This is a genomic window from Chryseobacterium sp. Marseille-Q3244 (assembly GCF_940807095.1).
Taxonomy (GTDB): Bacteria; Bacteroidota; Bacteroidia; order Flavobacteriales; family Weeksellaceae; genus Chryseobacterium.
Window position 1 is genome coordinate 125,673 of the sequence record NZ_CALNWX010000004.1, and the last position, 17,634, is coordinate 143,306.

Genomic DNA, 17,634 nt, shown 5'->3' on the forward strand with positions numbered 1-17,634 from the left:
AATTATGAGAAATAAATATAACATACTTTTTCTTTTTGGGATCACAGCATTTAACTTTATCTCCTGCGACAATTTGATAGAGCCCGACCAGCCGACAAACCAAATTAGCAGTACAGATGTATATAGTGACGTCGGCAATGCCGATGCTGTATTAAGTAATTTATACGCGGAATTACAGTATAATTCCGTATTGTCTGGCGGGACAAGAGGCTTGGGAGCACTCTTGGGAAGTTACGCTGACGATCTCGATAATTATATGGCGGCGTCTCAAACGGCTTACCTGGACATATATAATACTCAGGTATTACCAACCAATACGGTTCTAAAAACATTGTGGACAAATGCATACAAAGAAATCTACATCTGTAACAGTATCATCGAAGGAGTATCAAAATCATCCTCTATAAAAGATGAGGATAAAAATAGAATTATCGGAGAGGCGGTTCTAATAAGATCAATAATTCATCTTCGGCTTACCCAGATCTTTGGGGACATCCCATATGTTACTTCTAGCGACTATACGATCAATCAAAGCATTGGAAAATCTGCTTCTGGACAGGTATTGATGAATATAATAAATGATCTTGAAACCGTAAAAGATTACCTTAAAAATGATTACCGAAATGCTGAAAGGATTTATCCCAATCGTTATATCGCTGTCATGCTGCTTTGTCAGTCTAATATGTTATTGGAACAATGGGAAAAAGCAAGAATGTATGCAGAGGAAATTATTGCCAGCCCTTTATATCAATTAAATACAGATCTCAATCTGACTTTTAAAAAAGATGGTAAGCATATCATGTGGCAATTGAAGCCGCTAAAAGCAGGTGATGCCACGGAAGAGGCAAAATTGTACTTAATTTCAAGTGTGCCGCAGAACTATGCATTATCTAACAACCTTGTAAGTACATTCACATCCACGGACCTGCGGAAATCGTTATGGATTAAAACAATAACCTCAGGGTCAAATACGTATTATGGTAGCATAAAATATAAAAATTCATCTTCAAATACAAACGAATATTCAATCGTATTCAGAATTGAAGAGGTGTATTGTATGATGGCTGAAATTTTGGCACGGCAAAATAACGTGAGCGATGCGCTTACTTATATTAACAAAATACGAAACAGAGCAGGTTTGGCCAACATAAGCAATACAATTTCAAAAGACCAATTGTTAAATGAAATATTAGCAGAAAAAAGAAGGGAATTTTTTACTGATGGTGGACTGAGATTTTTTGACCTAAAACGATTCGACAGATTGGGTGATCTTTCTCCCAATAAACCCAATTGGCAAAATTTCAGAAGCTTGTGGCCAATCCCACAGTCTGAACTCATCCTGAACCCAAATCTGAACCCGCAAAATCCTGGCTATTAATGAAAGTTTTGCTGAAAATATATTCGGGAATGGTGATGCTAATCTGCGTACAAATCCTGGGACAAATGTCAATAGACCTTCCCAAGAGATTTAGGAATACTGTGTATGATGTAAAATTCCTGAAGATATCACATAATGATAGATGGATTTGTTTTCAGAAGTCATACGATTCAAATAGTGATACCCTTGTAGTTGTCGACCGTCAAAAACCTAATAAGGAATTTTATCAAAAATCTGATGTTATTCCTCTATATACAACCTTTACGCCCAATGGATACCTGTTCTTGCGAGGACAAAAATCGTCTGAGCTGTTAAAACTTCCCTCTACTGCTAAAGTATCGTGGAACAATGTTAAAGATGCAGTTTACGACAGTGTTTTTAATGTTATCCTGCTGATACAAGATGATGATCTCCTAATTGCTGATCAGGAAGGAAAAACCATTAATATGGTAAAAAATGTAAGGTCTATTCTTACCTCAAAACAGCGGAAGTTTGCAGTTGTTTCAGAAGGAACCAAAGAATCTTTATATATGATTTCAGGAAAAGACATCTTTAAGATATACGAAGGGGAAGAAAAGATAAAGTTTGTACTTGACTCAAACCTGGAGAACACAATCATCCTGACAGAAAATAGCGCAAAAAAGAAAAACCAGATTGTTAGCCTAAGCAATACAGGTCAGGAATTACCAAAGCCATTTAGTGTCAGCCAGGAGGTTGACCTAAATATCAGATCAGCTAAAGTTTTCCCCGTTACTCAACACCAGTATTTCGTGACATTGACCGTGAACAAGAAACGAAATGATAAAAACGCTCCGGACATATGGTATTCTAATGACAGTAAGCTGGAAACAAAGTTCTATGATGATACTGTTGAGTGCAGTTATCTGTGGAGAACTGATTCAAATACAGGAGAGCTGCTCGGCTACGGTGATGAAGATAAAGCCGCTTACTTTGGTAATCCCGACTATTATTTTAAATACAATCCTTATAAAGGTCAGGACTATTCGACGAACGTTTTGACCTATGAAGCTGAATTGGTTGGAATTTCAACGAAAAAGCCTGCTCTTACAATAAAAAGCAATATTATTATTGCCTCAAAAACCGGAGAATTTATAATAACATTAGAAAATCAATACTGGAAATTATACAATCTTTCTGAACTATCACAAAAGCAACTGCCGGTGGAATATACGCGCTATCATAAATATGGCTTTCCACGATGCTATTTTGCAGATAATGGGGAAAAAATTTTGTTCGAATCCAAAGGATTATTATATGAATATGATATAAAAAAGGGTATCACGAAGAAGGTGCCACTGATTGATGGTTACGAAACTCAAATATTGAACGGTGAACGTTCCACTTTTATTAAGGAATTTTCAACTAATACATACGATGCTTCAAAACCAGTTATTATTCGGTTCTATAATCGTGAGGAAAACCGATCTGCGCTCGCACTATACAATGGAAAGTCCGTTCATATTGTTTTAAAGCCCACGGCTGAAAATATTAGCACTATTAATCTTGCCAGTGGCTCACAAGCAGTAACCTATACCAAAAATACAATGAAGGACGTTCCCACGATCTTTTACAACAATAGAAAAGAGCAAGAACTTTATATAACAAATAAGCATGACCTGTCAGCTTTACAGAATCTGAGATCGAAGACAGTACAATATTACGGTCCTGACGGAGAAAAGCTATATGGTATTCTTATCTATCCGCTGGATTACCATCAAGGGGTAAAGTACCCGATGCTCGTTAGTATCTATGAAAAACAAAGGTACTTTGAAAATAAGTATCTTAAAGATGGCTTTGAAGGGCCTTCCGATGGCATCAATATCAGAAATCTTATCCAAAAAGGCTATTTTGTGTATTTGCCGGACATTAGTCTTGGAAATAGAGGGACCGGTGAAGCGGCTTTGGCTTGTGTTCATAGCAGCCTTGATACGATAAAAGATATAAGTGAAATTGATTTTCGGAAAGTCGGCCTGATCGGATTCTCCCATGGAGGCTACGAGACCAACTATATTGCAACACAATCCGACCGCTTTGCCGCATATATTTCCGGAGCCGGAAACAGCGATTTGGTACGGTCTTACTTTTCATATAATTATCAATTTAATGGCCCGTTTTACTGGCAGTTCGAAAACGGTCAATATGAAATGCCCAAACCCTTTTTTTCAGACAAAGAGCTGTACATTAAAAATAGTCCGGTCTACAATGCCGATTCTGTAAGAGCTCCAATCCTTTTATGGACTGGTTCTAATGATCAGAATATTGATTGGCAACAGACTATAGAATATTTTCTCAGTCTAAAAAGAAGTGGTAGAACTGCATTTGCTATCGTTTATCCTAATGAAGGACACGGGCTTGCCAACACAAAAAATTTGCTGGATATAGCCGTTAGGATTGAAGACTGGTTTGATTTTTATCTGAAGGGAGACAACAGTGTTGACTGGATAGAAAAAGGATTATCAAAGAAGGATGCTGATTAGCATCCTTCAATTTTGATGTTAATTAATTTTGTGGAATCTCAAACAGATTGTTTGGGCAGCTGGTACCGCTAAGATCACGTAAATTCTCTGTACCCATTCCCACATTTGCCGTACAAATGACACTACCAGTATCACTGCATGAAATGTGGGTATTCTGGCATTCCTCCAGTTCACCTGGTCTGAATACATAACCGTCTTTTACAGCTTTGTGAGCATTTTTGTTCACATTGGTGGCAAAGGCGCTTCCTGCGCCAAAAATTACAACTACTGCCGGTAAGATGAATTTTCTAAGTGTTTTCATAATACAATTATTGTTTGTTATGCCTACTCTGATCGGGTTTTCGGCTTTCCCCATGTTTAAAATTACGGGCTAAAGTTTGCGCAATACGATAGCTGGTAATCTGTTTTCCTGCCAATACAAAAAGATACTGGTCAGTAACAAGCAGCTGAGACATCTTTTTACTTCCGCGGCGTTGTACATAAAAGCTGCCCCAATATTTTGAAGATTCGGTATCATAGACATCTACAATATCATTTTTATTCCATAGGTCCCTGGATTCATAGCGCCCCATTGTTCCTGATTGAATAAACAGCAGCCCTCTATGAGCAAAAGAATTAGGGTTTAGGACGACAGGTGGTGCTGACATCTTTTTCCTTCCGTCTTTTAACTGCACTACTCTGATTTTAGAAATGCTTACGGTATCTATGGTTTTGATCTTATCAATGTTTTCAAGATTCCTGCTGGTACCTAATGCCTGATTTCGGTAACTGTAAACATACCAGATCTTACCACCATATTCATCGTAATGTAGCTTACCATCCACATCAAAAATACCATCCACCTGTTTTTCAAGTATATTTGGATAGAGCTTCACTTTCTCTTTCGATTTAAGATTAAGGCTTCCCAAGATAAGCCCTCCTGTAGTATTGCTTTGGGTTCTTAACACAAAACTATCAGGTCCAATGGCGGCAAGTTGATCAAAATAAACATCTTGAAAACTTATCTGATTAATTTTACCACTGAAATCATTTGGTTCTGATCGATAAATCGCCGGAACAATTCCATCGTACATATACAGATACTTATCAGTCACTAAAGATCTTACTGCATGAAAAGTGTGAAGCTGATCTGGAACTAAACGTATAGTATCAACTTTTGCTAAATCCCTGTCAATAGCCAGAAGGACAAAAGGCGAAGTGGGATTACCCAAATAAATTCTACCATTTGTTGCGCCAGCAAAATAATACGAATTATATTTCAGGTCATAAGATTTTTCCTCTATGATAGGATGTTGTGGGAACCTTCGGATGAAGTTGTTTTTTTCTTTTATGATATGTTCTGATGAATAAAAAAGATAGGTTACAATCGAAGAAAATATCGCAATAATACAAAGTATTGATAAACTAGGTCCAACCAAAACATTCTGTCTATATTTTGCAATAATCAGTATTGCCAGAATCGCAGCCATAACACAAACAATATTGAAGATCAAATGTTCTGTCCAGCCCATTTTCTCCAATATACCGCCACACGAACAGGGTACAAAATCACTATAATGAAGAATAAGGTAAATATATACAGTAAATGAAGACATTATACCTAAAGAAGCATAAAGACCAATCGTCCTTAATTTCGGTATCACCAGTAGCAAAACGATAACCACTTCAGATATAATGGTAGCGTACGAAATAAAACCCGCATAAGCACTAAGCAAGGGAGATTGGGCAATCTGAACCTGGAAATTTTCAAAATCCCTCATTTTACTGACGCCTGCATAGCAAAATAAAAATATAAAAAAATAAGCAACAACTGCCGGAAAATAGTTAATTAGCTTTTTCATAGTATATCAAATTAGCGGATGGTTTCTATACGATGTAACAAAATCCTGAAGTGGTTTTAGTTTCCTATTATAAAAGACTATTGTTGTGGACTCATTCTCCAATTGTCGCGATCTTTTGGCGGGTCTTTTTTCTTAAATTCGCGCGCCGTCAAACTGTCACCCTTCTTCAGTAAAGAATTTTGTTCAAATGCAGCTTCATTGTTTTCTGTTAATGTTTCATTTTCCCGACAAGAATTTAATGCTAATAAGGTAGCTCCTGTCAAAATAATTGTTAAAAGTTGTTTCATGATCTAGGATTAAATAGTGAATAATCCCGGCCGGTTTTTTTTTAGAATTCTGCCAACGAATTTAGAGAAGCACGCATCATCGAGAAAGCGAGCATGGACCCAATTTATAAATTGTACCGGGTACAATTTATAAATCGTACCCCCCTTATCATTTTACAAAATACTAAAAATCAACAATTTACAACGCTTTTAAACATTATTTTAGCCTGCACTTAATTTTCACTTGTAAATTATATTTCTCTCAAAAAGAGAACATGAACAACGAGAACTCTCGTGGGCAATAATCTCAAAAATTGAAAGGAAAAAATTAGAAGATTTAACGATTTAGCATTAAATGCAGGACGAGAAAATGTCAATATTAGATGACGCAAATAGTCAGATAGCGGATATTATCTTTTTTATTGTAAAAAATACATTTTTACAGTCGATATTCTTGCAATTAAGCAAACACTTGTTTAAATTTATACTCAAATTATAAGAAACTATTAATTAACCTTGAACTCAGTAAAAAGTTGGGATGAAACTGGTAAATGAATTCTAATGCATTTATTAAAACATTTCAATTACATATCTAATTTCTTATATTAGAATTCTAAACATCGTAGATAATTTGAAAAAAATTTTATTTTTATTAACTTTTACCTGTAAAATATTATGTGGTCAGGATTTTTCTGATTACAGGATTCAGTACGATAATTATGAAGAAAATGACGTGCGAGCATTTACCTTTATAAACCAATACATAAAAAAAGCAAAGGAAGAGAAAAACTATACCGAATTAGCACAGGCTTACAAAGATGCTACAAGCTTTTCGCCTGACAAGAAATTACAATATGCTGACAGTATGATCTGGGCTGCTAGTAGAACAAGAAGCAAGGATTTAATTGGAAGCTCCTATCTAACTAAGGGTACTATTTACTATTTTAATTTAAAAAAATTCAAATTTGCTCTGAACGAATATCTAAAAGCTTGGAACTACTTAGAACATACTAACGACGAGTATCTTTATTATAAAAATCTATATCACATTGGCGTTGTTAAAAGTTACCTCGGCCACTATGAAGAAGCAGTAAAAGTATTTGAAAAATGCCGGGCACATTATGGTGCAGAAAAAGCAATCGCTAATCTTCCCAATCTATCTTATAACAATAAGAAAGGTTTTTTAAACAGCCTTCAACAAAATGCTTCATGCCTTGTAGAGCTGAACCGTTTGGAAGAAGCTCGTTTATTAATTAACGAGGGCTTAAAAAAGACTGCTGGCGACATAGATTTTTACATTGAAAGAAGTTACTTTTATAAGTTACAGGGAATCATTGACTTTAAAAACAAAAACTACAATAGAGCAATTTCAAACTTTAATAATGCCCTCGCAGGTGTAGAAAAGAAAAATGATTTCACTAACATTTCCGCTGTCTATTTCTATAAAGGAAAAAGTCTTCTGCATAAAAACAAACTCAATGAAGCTATACAATATTTTAAAAAAGTTGATTCCATCTTTAAAAAACATGAGTTCATCTTACCTGAAGTAAGAGAAAGTTATGAGATATTGATCAATTTTTCTAAAAATACAAATAATGATAAAAAGGAGCTCTACTATACTAAACAGTTACTTAAAGTAGACCACATTCTTTCGACTGACTTCAAATATCTGTCTGAAAAAATCCATAAAGAATACGATACTAAAGATCTGCTGCAAGCAAAAAGAAGATTGGAAATTTCTAGTACCAACGGATATAGTATAGCATTTGTATTATTTTTCTTCCTGCTCGTTCTTTTCCTTATATTGTTTTTCAGATGGCAAAATGAAAAAAGAATCCAAGAAAAATATAACGAACTGTTGGCAAAAATGAAATCCGATGCTGAGCAAAAGCCAGCTGAAAAAGTAGATTTTAAGTTAAAAAACTCAAAACTAAATGAAGAAAAAGCCAATGAACTTTTATCTAAGCTAACAGCGCTTGAACGAGATAATTTCTTTCTTGAAAAAAGTATGACACTTAATAAACTTTCAATAAAATTAAAAACAAATACAACTTATCTATCTGAAATTATAAATGACTACAAAGGTTGCAATTTTAACACCTATTTAAATCAGCTTAGAATAAGCTATATAACGCAAAAATTGTATGAAGATAAATTATGGCGTAAATATTCTACTAATGCGTTAAGTGCTGAAGCAGGATTCACCAACAAATCAAAATTTTCAAAGGCCTTCTACAACAGAAACGGGCTATCACCAATTGAATTCATAAGAAAAAGAAATAAGGAATTAGGTGATGATGTGTAAATACTTTCATTTTTATTTCCTACACCTGCTTTCGCCTCCAACTCTGAGCTTTTATCCACTTCTAATTAATACCCATTGCACGTACTTACCGCAGTAATCTGGCATTATTTCTCCTTTCGATATATAGATTACGGTACTAATGGTTCCATCAACCTCCCATTCACCACTTACAGTACATTTTTTACCTGTTGCTAAAGAAACTTTCAAATTTTAGTTATTGTTTTTTAATTCGACTAACACGATATCGAGAATCGGGATCACGAATTTAGAGAAGCAATGCTTTTCTTAATAATGCCAGGTGGTACGATTTATAAATTGTACCCGGTACAATTTATAAATCATCCATTACACCATCCAATACAATATATTGATTATCAGTATCTTTTAAAACAAAGATCATCTTAAGTAAATATTCAATTAACTAATACCTTCATCTATAACGGAAGTTGCTAATAGGCTTTAAAAGACCATCTAAAAAGTTCAATTCGTCACTATTAGTCCGAATTTTACGTGTTAATAAAAAATATGCATATGAATCGACAAGTTTTTAGAAAAAGAATTGATCAATTATGGAACAGTTTAATGACGTCAATAGACCAGATTAACAGAAGTGACTTAGATATTATCTTTCGAGCTGAGGAAATTCTTATGGAGACGGATAAATCTATTACAAGTTTGAAAACATTGTTACAACAATACTCTTTTTCAGACTGGAGCGACGAAATCTATTTCTTTAAAAATACCAAACCACAGTTTGTAGCAATCTACATTTATTACTCTAAAGTTCTATCAATAGAAGCCTCAAAACCATATGCCGATCCGCAGGCATTAAGGTCATATTACGAAAGTGAGCGAGCTGCTTTATTATATTTTTATAATGAGCAAAAAGAATTTATCAGCTATTATCGCAGAAAATCAACGTTTCTTGATAAAAAGTATTTCGTACGTTTCAAATTTGACTTTAAATTAAAACTCAGTCCAGAATTATATAATTACGATAAGGAGTTCTGCACATCACACGACCATATCGTTGCACAAATTATTGCAAATGACCTCTTAGATCAATATCTAATGGACAAGGTGAGTACAAAAGATAAAAACGACAGATTACCCATAAGTCAAGTCAGGAAACTAGAATGGACAGCTCCTAAAGTTGCCTTGATTGAATTGCTATATGCGCTTTATCAAACGAAGTGTTTTAACGGTGGTCAGTCAGATCTCGCGGAAATCTTTAGGTGGGCAGAGAGCTCATTAAACATTAACTTAGGTAATTACCATAAGACTTTAAGTGAAATTCGGTTACGAAAAGGGGAAAGAACTAAATTTATATCTTTACTAGACAAGAATTTGAAACATTTTCTTGATGATCTGGATATTTAATGGTGAAAAATCTTTAAAATTTTTCTCATACTGTGAAAAAATAGCATAACAAAAGCTTAAAGCAGATCAATTATTAAGCCTATAGAGCTATTTCTGATTTTCCATTTTAACAAAAGCCTGTCCTACAACTGGCTACAAAGAAATCTTTCGGTAGTAACGAAAAACTACCGAAAGATTTCTTTTCTGATTTGCAAATTTTGTCAAGTGATTAAAATTTGAACTATGGAAATATCTATTGTAACCAAAGAAGATCTTAAGCAGTTAGAAAAAGAACTGTTGGAAGAGATTAAACACCTGCTGGAAAATAGCACTCCAATACAAAAACAATGGCTTCGCAGCTCTGAGGTAAGAAAATTACTGAATATATCGTCCGGTACCTTACAAACTCTACGGATTAATGGTACTTTAACATATAGCAAGATCGGGGGCTCTCTGTTTTACAGCTACAAAGACATTCAAAAACTACTCGAACAGGTTACCAGCCATTAATATTCATTAATAATTAGCAGCAAAATGAAACAAGCTAAAAACATCTTCCGGTTGTTTGACAATGTAGTATCCGATGCACAAATGCTTCCTTCTCACATCAGTATGTACGTTTCACTTATTCAGTTATGGTCTGTTCACAACTTTAAAAATCCCTTTCGAATTCATCGCGAAGAAGTTATGAAGTTAAGCAGAATAAAATCACTCGCAACTTATCACAGATGTATAAAGCAATTAGATTCTGTCAGACTGATCAATTATTTGCCAAGCTATGATCCGTATAAAGGAAGCCTTATTGAAATTATTGAGGACAGAGAAGAGGCATCCCTGCAGATAAATAAATCTTCAGAAAAGGAATTTCATTTCGCCATACCTGAATTATTTATGGTTGAATTATATTTTCGTGAAAGGGATTTTTCTTCATCAGAAGCAAATAAATTTTATTCATACTACCAACTACGGCAATGGAAATTGTCAAATAATAAGTCTATGACCAGTTGGCAGGCCGCGGCTAGAAACTGGATTCAAAACACTAACAATGAAAAGAAAAAAACCAAAAACTATCTTAACTCAAATTCCCACCATCAATGAAAAACATAGATCCTCAAACACCGCTGTGGAAGCTCACTGTTGAAGAATATCTGGAAATCATAAAAAATTTCTGTTCTGAAACTACATATGAATACGGACTGAAGGGATTGGCAAAGATCCTTGGATGTTCAATTTCAAAAGCTTCTGAAATAAAGTCTTCCGGAATATTGGATGAAGCCATAATACAAAGGGGTAATATTATCATTATCGATAAGAAAAAAGCAATAGAACTCTTCGGTGGAAAGTAACGTGTACTATCTGGAACTTATACAAAAGTTTTGGTCTTTTAACCAAAAAGCACGGCTTAATACTACGGCTGTTGCAATGTATCTGTATCTTTTGAAATTGGCAAACGATAACGGAGGATACGAGGTTAGCATCACGGACTCGACGATCGCCGACGCATTGTCCCTTACCCGCAAAACGGTCAAGCCGACTAAGGACAAGCTGCGGGCTTTGGGGCTTCTACAATTTGAAAATAAAAGAGGGCATCCCTGTTCTTACAGATTATTGCTGGATTATGCCATACCTGTGTCAGAAAGTGCGACTATTCAAAACACCACTAGCAACCGTAAACCCATTGAGGCGATGGTTGATCATAAAGTGATTAGGTTATCAGATAACGACATCGGTGACATTGCCGTACAAAACGTCGAAGAGCCGTCGGTATGTTTCAATTCCGGAAGTTATCCTTCCTGGGAGGAATTTATTCAATATGCGCGAACACTCGAAGCTTACGATGTTACCCTGGATTCCGAGATCAGGAATAAATACCTTTTGTGGTTAGAAAACGATTGGAAAAATGCAGCTGGCAGGCCAATTACCAACTGGCGTTCTTCTCTGAAAAGTACTTTACCGTATATGAAGACACAAGTGACTAATACCAGTCCTCTATCTATGGAGTATATTTCTAAAATTAAACGTCCAAAAACATCATAAAAAACGATTCTGAAAGATTATTATGGCTATTCCGGAAAAAGACCTGAAGCTTATACGTAAAAAATTTGAGGCAAAGCCCGAAAAAAATCCAGACAGGATACGCCTTGGAAATCATTTCGTAGACGATTTTATTTTTGAAGATCAAGAGGCTGCTGACATACCGATCAATGCCTTGCGGGTGATCTTTAATATTATTTCGATTATCAGCAATGAGCAGTTTCGACCAGAAGACAGGCCCAAACAGCTTTCCCTTTTTGATGAAGAATTCGAAACCGATCATAATATTTTTGCGGCAATGAAAATCAGGAACAGTAAAATTTCCCCCAGTGGCTCAACAAAACAGGTGGTGGACGCCTATGAGTTTCTTGCCCGATTCAAAATGAGCTGGTATAAATCTGTAAACTCAAAAGGGAAAGAGATTAAAACATTCGGAGGACTTATTTCTAATCCGAGTTATGACAAGCGCGGATATACAAGTTTTCTCATAAGCAGCTATTGGTTAAAAAAGCTGATGATTATTCCAGAATATAACTATATTCTTTACAATTTGGTATATAATATCAGGAATAACAAGCATATAATCTTTGCAATTTGGCTTTCTAAAATTAACGAGAATGGAACAGTTTTAAAACTGTCGACCTTCAATAAAAAGTTCGGATTAAAGTATAAGAATGCTAACGATTTTTGCTTTAAATTTTTGAAACCTGCCAGAGAAAACCTTAACAGGTATAATAATCTGTCATTCAACTATCATTATAAAGGCGATTCTATTTTCATCCAGCCTTTCTATATTAAAAGCACCATTGACATATCGTCAAATTCTGTAAAGGGATCAGAACTGATCAGTACGGTACGTGATCAAAATAAAAAAATCACAAGAAGACTTCATTATTTCAAAAAAAGGTATGGCTTAAAGCAAGAAGAGATGCTGCGTTTTTCTTACCAGTACAGAACAATTTCTCAAACCCGTGAGCTGATAGAAAAAGCTTTTGCGACATTTATCAAAAAAAACAGATTGAACGGAATAAGTTCTACTCAGTTCCAGGGAACTGACTTTCTAAGAAAGATTCAGGAAATTATCATTGAATTGTATCGTGAAACAAAAATGGGAGAACTTCTGCCGAATGGCTATCCTGTCATTTTATGAATTCGGAATTGCACTCATTCCATTTTCGGAATTGCACTCATCCCCTTTCGGATTTGTACTCGCTGAAGTTAAAGAATTATTAAAACAGCGTTCTTTTCTCCGGAGATTTCGGAATTGCACTCATCCCCTATTTTACAAAAATTAAAAAATTGTGGATAAATATTAGATTTTGTGGATATAGTACAAAAAAGATGAAAATGAAAAAATACAATTCGGATTTGTACTCATTTGAAAAAAGCTCAGATTTCGGAATTGCGCTCATCTCTCTTTCGGAATTGCACTCATTCTCAAATCGGATTTCTACTCATCCGGAAAACCACCGCAATTGCTTACAGCAGCTAAATACAAGAAATTATTAAAAGTAAACTAAAAAGTAATTAAAAGTCTTTTTTTACTTAAAAGGAAATTGAGAAAAATATTTGCTCTAAAAAGAAAAAAAAATGAACTGCGAAGAAATCAAACAAAAGATCGACATTCGGACGGTTTTAGAAATGTTCGGCCGCTTTCCAGTAAAAGAAAATAAAAGGTCTGCATTTTACTTTGCACTGGACCGCGAAGAGAAAACACCCAGCCTTTCTGTTGATTTCATCAAAAATAAGGCATTTGACTTTGGTACCGGAAAAAGTTACGATGTGATTTCCATTGTACAGCAAATTAAAAAATGCTCTGTATCGGAAGCCTTGAAATATCTTTGCAGCTCTGATTTTTCTTACCAGAATCCGATTCATAAGGAAAAAAAAGGCGAGATCCGGTTAAAGGACAATTATAAAATTCTAGAGATTAAAGAAATTATTCACCCTGCCTTAATCCGCTATTTGAAATCAAGAAATGTTCTTGAACAAAAACATCTGGTTCAGGAGGTTCACTACGAACGCCAGGATAAAACATATTTCGGAATAGGATTTCAAAACGATTCAGGTGATTTTGAAATCCGTAATCCCTATTCTAAAATTTGTTTGGGAAGTAAAGACGTTTCCTGGATTAAAGTCCGAAGTAATTCAAAAAATGAAGTCGCCGTGTTTGAAGGCTTTTTCGATTATCTAACCTTTCGGAATCTTAGTAATGAAGATCATCCTAATTGTGATTGTTTGATTTTAAATTCTACGGCAATGCTTTTTAAAGCCAAAGAAAAGCTAAAAGACTACAATAAAATCATTCTGTTTCTTGATAATGATGCTAACGGAAAATCCGTAAGATCAATCATTGAAAAGGAATACAAAAATGTGGAAGATAGCTCTTTAATGTATGCAGATTATAAAGATTTAAACCAATGGTTTTGTGTACAAAAAGAAGTCCCTTAATATTATATTTATTTACATTATTTCATTTTAAATGATCAATTACTGTAATAAAAAAACCTGCTTTTCGCCGAATGCGAGGTCGGTCTGCCGAAGGCGGTTGTATTGATTAATCGGGCAAACAGATGGATGGGAACGAATTGGAAAGCCGAAGTGAGGAAGTTTGAAAGGGATTCATCAGGAAGAGTCTGTAAAAATATGCAGTCAGCCATATATTTGTCCTGTGTCGATAATGTCAAATCGCGCTTTGAAATTGCGGATATTATCGACGAGGTGGCAGTAGGTAGATGGTTAAGCCGAAACCAACCTAAATATTGGGTTGATTTTGGGAATAACAAACATTCAGGGCAGGTCTTGCTTTCAACTGTGGGGGAAATTCGACAACCCAACTCAGAAAAATACGAAACGGTTGCAAGTCTTCCTTATATAACAGAAGAGTTCGGAGAATTACTCTTGCAATCCGAAACTGAAGATGATTCACCGAGTTGCAGTTTAGCCGAAGCTTTGGAAAAACAGGACTTATATATCAATTCAACATTGGCACAAATGGGCTGTTCTCTCTTGTTTAGCCTATTTCGTGACGGGCTTACTGAAAACAGGGGATTTTTCCTCAATCTCAAAAACTTCCATTCTCAACCTATAAAATGCTAATAGTCGCCCGATGAAAACATCGGGCGGCAAAAATGCCATTCCTTCCTATGGTCGGAAACGCATTTTTGCAGTTTAAAGCGGATGCAATCCCATTTCTAAAACAAATCCTTGCTTTCTTTCCTGTTGTTTTGAAAAAAGATTGCGCAGTTATTAGGATGATGATTTACTGTCTTGTAAATCATCAATCTTTTGCATCAATTCTTTATAATGAATTTTCGAATGACAGTCTGCACAAACTGAAATTAAATCTTCCAACTTTTCATTAAATATGTTCTCATAAGTTAAATGATGCGCGTGAAATGCAGGTTTACATTTACATTGAGTGCAAATATATCCGTCTCTTTTGAAAACCAGTTCTCTTTTCGCCTTCCATTCCGGGGATTCAAGATATTTATGATATTGTCCCCTTGGAGAACTCAAATAATTGGAATACGATACATTTTCATATATAAGTTTTTTCTCAAAATCTATCCTTTCTTTCCGTTCTTCAAAACATTCCAAATCAAATTCTCCCCTAATGTCAATGTCCGGAGTGTATTTAACCGGAAAATTTCTTTTAGTTCCTCCACAGTTTTTACATTGTTCGTACAATCTAAAATTTGGGAAAAATTTAGCATCATTAACGACAATTTTATTGGGGTTTCTACAACAATCATCAGATAGTTTTATTTCTTCACATCCACAATTCCCGCATTTATAAATATCGTGGTACTCAGTTTCGTAATACTTTTCTACTTCTTCACTTTTACATCTCTTACAAATCATCTTGCTTTTTTTTAAAGGGGAAAACAAACATTGAATGCAGTTTATCTGACCGTCGGTTCGTTTTCAGTATGCAAAAGTACAAATCCCGTTTCTGCTCAAAAAAATCTTTTTGGGTTTCTAAAAAAATTCTCTGCACTTCACTAGATAATTTTTCCAGACACTCCTGAATCCTCACTGACAAAAAGATTTCATAGCCTTCATTCCAATGCTTCCATTCAGGTTTTGTCTGAAACGAAATTTCTATCGTCAAAAAGCAATGAAAAACGACAAGCTGGTCAAATAAAAAGCATAGCGTTCATTGACATTCCCGAAAAATTAAAAATCAAAATTGAAACCCAGCAGTTGTCGAAAATGAATTATTAACAATTTAAAATTTCACATTATGAAAAAACCTGACATTTCAGCGAATGAGTTTTATAACCATTTTATAGGCACAGAAAACTATTACAGGTATCCTTTTGGGTTACTGCTAACCGACGGTGTAAAAGCTGTCGCAGACGAAGAAAAATGCTATTGGTTTCTTGACGCCATCGCATCTTATCAGTTTGAAGAAAAATTTAAAAACCGTGAATTCCAGGTTTGGAAAATTGAAAGAATTGAAAATACCAAATTTAAACTTTCTGCAACCAACGGAAACAATAAGGTCTTAGTTAGTCAAGATATTGAGTTTTCAGATTTCTTCTTTAGCGAATTTACCATTTGGAAAGAAGGTGATGTGCTGCTTCTGCCAAGTGAGCATTAACCGTCAAACCTCACGATGTACAGGCTAATCGTGTTTTTATAATCTTAAAAATAAAATACTAATTATGGGAACATATTCGATTATTTATTTGAAAAAACCTGAAATGGCAAAAGAAGTTAATAATCTCCTGAAAGAAAAATATAACCTGAAATACGAATCATATAATGGAATTGAATACGGCATTTTCTTCACGCAGGAAATGTTTGATGAGGATCTGAGATTTATGAATAAAGATGAAGAAGGTAAACAAAACCTATCGCATTATCAACGCCCAATCTCCAAAGAAACCTACCATCTACTGTTATTTGGTATAGGCAATTGCTTTGGTGATATTGGAACATTTTGTGTTAAAATCTCCTGTATTGCCGAAGAAGAAATCAAAACAACTAAAGTTTTGCAGGAATTTTTCAAAACTCCTGAGTTTAAAAAGTATGTCAATATCAGAAAGTCTAAGAATCTACGTCAATTATTGAATACTGAAGTATAACTTGAGCTTATTAAGGAATTGGAAGTTAATTTCCAATTCCTTTTGTCCTTAAAATCGTATTTTCAAAGTATTTTCCTGTCAGCGGCAAAAATACAATTACTCCCTTCGGTCGGAAACGTATTTTTGCGGAAAAGGAGCAACCCTATTTCAGAGACAATGCCGTGCTGTGCCGTGTTGTTCTGAAAAAAGGTTGCAAATCACTTCTAAATGTCAGATATTTTTCCAAATAATTTGACAACTTTACTTATTATTTGTGACATTTTTTCTTTTCAGATTGTGACATTTTTTCACTGATAAGATTCTGGTATATCGTTTGAAAAATGATTGTTGTGTTCTTTAAATTTTATTGTTTAACCAAAAAAACGTTTGTTATGTCAATCGAAAAAAGAAACAATGGCAGTTTGCTCCCTGCAAATCCACGTACACTGTTCGATGACTTTTTCAGTCGCGAACTATTTAATTGGGGGCAATAATAATTTTTCTTCCACACGGACGACTCTCCCATCAGTGAACATTATGGAGAATCCAGAAAATTTTATGGTGGAAGTCGCCGCACCGGGCATGGAAAAACAAGATTTCCAAATTAGCCTGGATGGTAATCTCCTTACTATTTCTTCTTCAAAAAAGGATCAGAAAGAAGAGAACAACAGCAATTATACTCGCAGAGAGTTTAGCTATCAATCTTTTAGCCGAAGTTTTGAGCTTCCCAAAGACGTAGTAGATGATGAACATATTGAAGCTAAATACGAAAGCGGTGTTCTAAAACTCAATATTCCAAAGAAAGAGGAAGCAAAAAAACAACCTCCTAAACTTATAGAAGTTCAATAATCACTTCAGTTTTTTACAGTTGGTTTTTTATA

Annotated in this window: 17 protein-coding genes and 1 pseudogene; 14 read left to right on the plus strand and 4 right to left on the minus strand. The window is 34.8% G+C overall.

Annotation, left to right across the window (positions count from 1 at the left end; translation table 11 throughout):
• Positions 1-4: 4 nt before the first annotated feature.
• Both NBX25_RS08735 and NBX25_RS08740 read left to right on the plus strand, forming a co-directional pair.
• On the plus strand, positions 5-1,378 hold the full coding sequence (locus NBX25_RS08735; RefSeq protein ID WP_250253406.1) for a RagB/SusD family nutrient uptake outer membrane protein: 1,374 nt from the start codon (positions 5-7) through the stop codon (positions 1,376-1,378).
• The gene (locus NBX25_RS08740; RefSeq protein ID WP_088583897.1) at positions 1,378-3,876 is read left to right on the plus strand and encodes an alpha/beta hydrolase family protein; all 2,499 of its coding nucleotides are present in this window, start codon (positions 1,378-1,380) and stop codon (positions 3,874-3,876) included. Before NBX25_RS08735 ends, NBX25_RS08740 begins: the two co-directional genes overlap by 1 nt.
• Before the next feature lie 22 nt (positions 3,877-3,898).
• Here NBX25_RS08740 and NBX25_RS08745 read toward each other — a convergent pair whose 3' ends face one another.
• The 3 genes from NBX25_RS08745 to NBX25_RS08755 form a co-directional block, all read right to left on the minus strand.
• A complete protein-coding gene (locus tag NBX25_RS08745) occupies positions 3,899-4,177 on the minus strand; it encodes a DUF6520 family protein (protein WP_002978340.1) in 279 nt (92 codons plus the stop codon).
• Between the two features lie 7 nt (positions 4,178-4,184).
• The gene (locus NBX25_RS08750; protein ID WP_002978338.1) at positions 4,185-5,717 is read right to left on the minus strand and encodes a DoxX family protein; all 1,533 of its coding nucleotides are present in this window, start codon (positions 5,715-5,717) and stop codon (positions 4,185-4,187) included.
• Between the two features lie 77 nt (positions 5,718-5,794).
• Positions 5,795-6,004: a hypothetical protein gene (locus NBX25_RS08755; protein WP_250253407.1), complete on the minus strand. Its 210-nt coding sequence runs from the start codon at positions 6,002-6,004 to the stop codon at positions 5,795-5,797.
• Positions 6,005-6,614: 610 nt separating this feature from the next.
• On the opposite strand from NBX25_RS08755, the gene NBX25_RS08760 reads away from it, so the two are divergent.
• The 9 genes and pseudogenes from NBX25_RS08760 to NBX25_RS08800 all read left to right on the plus strand — a co-directional run.
• Positions 6,615-8,288, plus strand: a complete 1,674-nt coding sequence (locus NBX25_RS08760; protein ID WP_088583898.1) for a helix-turn-helix domain-containing protein — start codon at positions 6,615-6,617, stop codon at positions 8,286-8,288.
• Positions 8,289-8,819: 531 nt separating this feature from the next.
• Entirely contained in the window at positions 8,820-9,668 is an 849-nt protein-coding gene (locus NBX25_RS08765) for an RteC domain-containing protein (protein WP_041461437.1), read from the plus strand.
• 222 nt (positions 9,669-9,890) lie between these two features.
• A complete protein-coding gene (locus tag NBX25_RS08770) occupies positions 9,891-10,157 on the plus strand; it encodes a helix-turn-helix domain-containing protein (protein WP_002978163.1) in 267 nt (88 codons plus the stop codon).
• Between the two features lie 24 nt (positions 10,158-10,181).
• Complete coding sequence (locus NBX25_RS08775; protein WP_002978162.1) at positions 10,182-10,745, plus strand: hypothetical protein; 564 nt, start codon at positions 10,182-10,184, stop codon at positions 10,743-10,745.
• On the plus strand, positions 10,742-10,993 hold the full coding sequence (locus tag NBX25_RS08780) for a DUF3853 family protein (RefSeq protein ID WP_002978160.1): 252 nt from the start codon (positions 10,742-10,744) through the stop codon (positions 10,991-10,993). The genes NBX25_RS08775 and NBX25_RS08780 overlap by 4 nt, the downstream gene beginning before the upstream one ends.
• A complete protein-coding gene (locus NBX25_RS08785; protein ID WP_002978158.1) occupies positions 10,983-11,684 on the plus strand; it encodes a helix-turn-helix domain-containing protein in 702 nt (233 codons plus the stop codon). Before NBX25_RS08780 ends, NBX25_RS08785 begins: the two co-directional genes overlap by 11 nt.
• A gap of 22 nt (positions 11,685-11,706) precedes the next feature.
• Positions 11,707-12,831 carry a hypothetical protein gene (locus NBX25_RS08790; protein WP_002978156.1) on the plus strand — a complete coding sequence of 375 codons (1,125 nt, stop codon included), beginning with the start codon at positions 11,707-11,709 and terminating at the stop codon, positions 12,829-12,831.
• A 440-nt stretch (positions 12,832-13,271) separates the two neighbouring features.
• A complete protein-coding gene (locus NBX25_RS08795; RefSeq protein WP_002978152.1) occupies positions 13,272-14,132 on the plus strand; it encodes a DUF8464 domain-containing protein in 861 nt (286 codons plus the stop codon).
• Positions 14,133-14,195: 63 nt separating this feature from the next.
• Positions 14,196-14,780: pseudogene (locus NBX25_RS08800) on the plus strand (PRTRC system ThiF family protein); the annotation flags it as partial.
• A 150-nt stretch (positions 14,781-14,930) separates the two neighbouring features.
• Here NBX25_RS08800 and NBX25_RS08805 read toward each other — a convergent pair.
• Positions 14,931-15,545 carry a hypothetical protein gene (locus NBX25_RS08805; protein ID WP_002978148.1) on the minus strand — a complete coding sequence of 205 codons (615 nt, stop codon included), beginning with the start codon at positions 15,543-15,545 and terminating at the stop codon, positions 14,931-14,933.
• Between the two features lie 382 nt (positions 15,546-15,927).
• Between NBX25_RS08805 and NBX25_RS08810 the strand changes: the two genes are divergently transcribed.
• The 3 genes from NBX25_RS08810 (at position 15,928) to NBX25_RS08820 (ending at position 17,602) form a co-directional block, all read left to right on the plus strand.
• The gene (locus tag NBX25_RS08810) at positions 15,928-16,287 is read left to right on the plus strand and encodes a DUF6876 family protein (RefSeq protein WP_002978142.1); all 360 of its coding nucleotides are present in this window, start codon (positions 15,928-15,930) and stop codon (positions 16,285-16,287) included.
• Positions 16,288-16,351: 64 nt separating this feature from the next.
• Positions 16,352-16,774 carry a hypothetical protein gene (locus NBX25_RS08815; protein WP_002978140.1) on the plus strand — a complete coding sequence of 141 codons (423 nt, stop codon included), beginning with the start codon at positions 16,352-16,354 and terminating at the stop codon, positions 16,772-16,774.
• Between the two features lie 516 nt (positions 16,775-17,290).
• On the plus strand, positions 17,291-17,602 hold the full coding sequence (locus NBX25_RS08820; RefSeq protein ID WP_002978137.1) for an Hsp20/alpha crystallin family protein: 312 nt from the start codon (positions 17,291-17,293) through the stop codon (positions 17,600-17,602).
• The last annotated feature ends 32 nt before the right edge of the window (positions 17,603-17,634 follow it).

What these genes read in the sequence shown, in the direction of transcription:
- NBX25_RS08735 (WP_250253406.1), top strand. Translation starts at nt 5, where the DNA reads ATGAGAAATAAATATAACATACTTTTTCTTTTTGGGATCACAGCATTT.
- NBX25_RS08740 (WP_088583897.1), top strand. Translation starts at nt 1,378, where the DNA reads ATGAAAGTTTTGCTGAAAATATATTCGGGAATGGTGATGCTAATCTGC.
- NBX25_RS08745 (WP_002978340.1), bottom strand. Translation starts at nt 4,177, where the DNA reads ATGAAAACACTTAGAAAATTCATCTTACCGGCAGTAGTTGTAATTTTT.
- NBX25_RS08750 (WP_002978338.1), bottom strand. Translation starts at nt 5,717, where the DNA reads ATGAAAAAGCTAATTAACTATTTTCCGGCAGTTGTTGCTTATTTTTTT.
- NBX25_RS08755 (WP_250253407.1), bottom strand. Translation starts at nt 6,004, where the DNA reads ATGAAACAACTTTTAACAATTATTTTGACAGGAGCTACCTTATTAGCA.
- NBX25_RS08765 (WP_041461437.1), top strand. Translation starts at nt 8,820, where the DNA reads ATGAATCGACAAGTTTTTAGAAAAAGAATTGATCAATTATGGAACAGT.
- NBX25_RS08770 (WP_002978163.1), top strand. Translation starts at nt 9,891, where the DNA reads ATGGAAATATCTATTGTAACCAAAGAAGATCTTAAGCAGTTAGAAAAA.
- NBX25_RS08775 (WP_002978162.1), top strand. Translation starts at nt 10,182, where the DNA reads ATGAAACAAGCTAAAAACATCTTCCGGTTGTTTGACAATGTAGTATCC.
- NBX25_RS08780 (WP_002978160.1), top strand. Translation starts at nt 10,742, where the DNA reads ATGAAAAACATAGATCCTCAAACACCGCTGTGGAAGCTCACTGTTGAA.
- NBX25_RS08790 (WP_002978156.1), top strand. Translation starts at nt 11,707, where the DNA reads ATGGCTATTCCGGAAAAAGACCTGAAGCTTATACGTAAAAAATTTGAG.
- NBX25_RS08795 (WP_002978152.1), top strand. Translation starts at nt 13,272, where the DNA reads ATGAACTGCGAAGAAATCAAACAAAAGATCGACATTCGGACGGTTTTA.
- NBX25_RS08805 (WP_002978148.1), bottom strand. Translation starts at nt 15,545, where the DNA reads ATGATTTGTAAGAGATGTAAAAGTGAAGAAGTAGAAAAGTATTACGAA.
- NBX25_RS08810 (WP_002978142.1), top strand. Translation starts at nt 15,928, where the DNA reads ATGAAAAAACCTGACATTTCAGCGAATGAGTTTTATAACCATTTTATA.
- NBX25_RS08815 (WP_002978140.1), top strand. Translation starts at nt 16,352, where the DNA reads ATGGGAACATATTCGATTATTTATTTGAAAAAACCTGAAATGGCAAAA.
- NBX25_RS08820 (WP_002978137.1), top strand. Translation starts at nt 17,291, where the DNA reads ATGGAGAATCCAGAAAATTTTATGGTGGAAGTCGCCGCACCGGGCATG.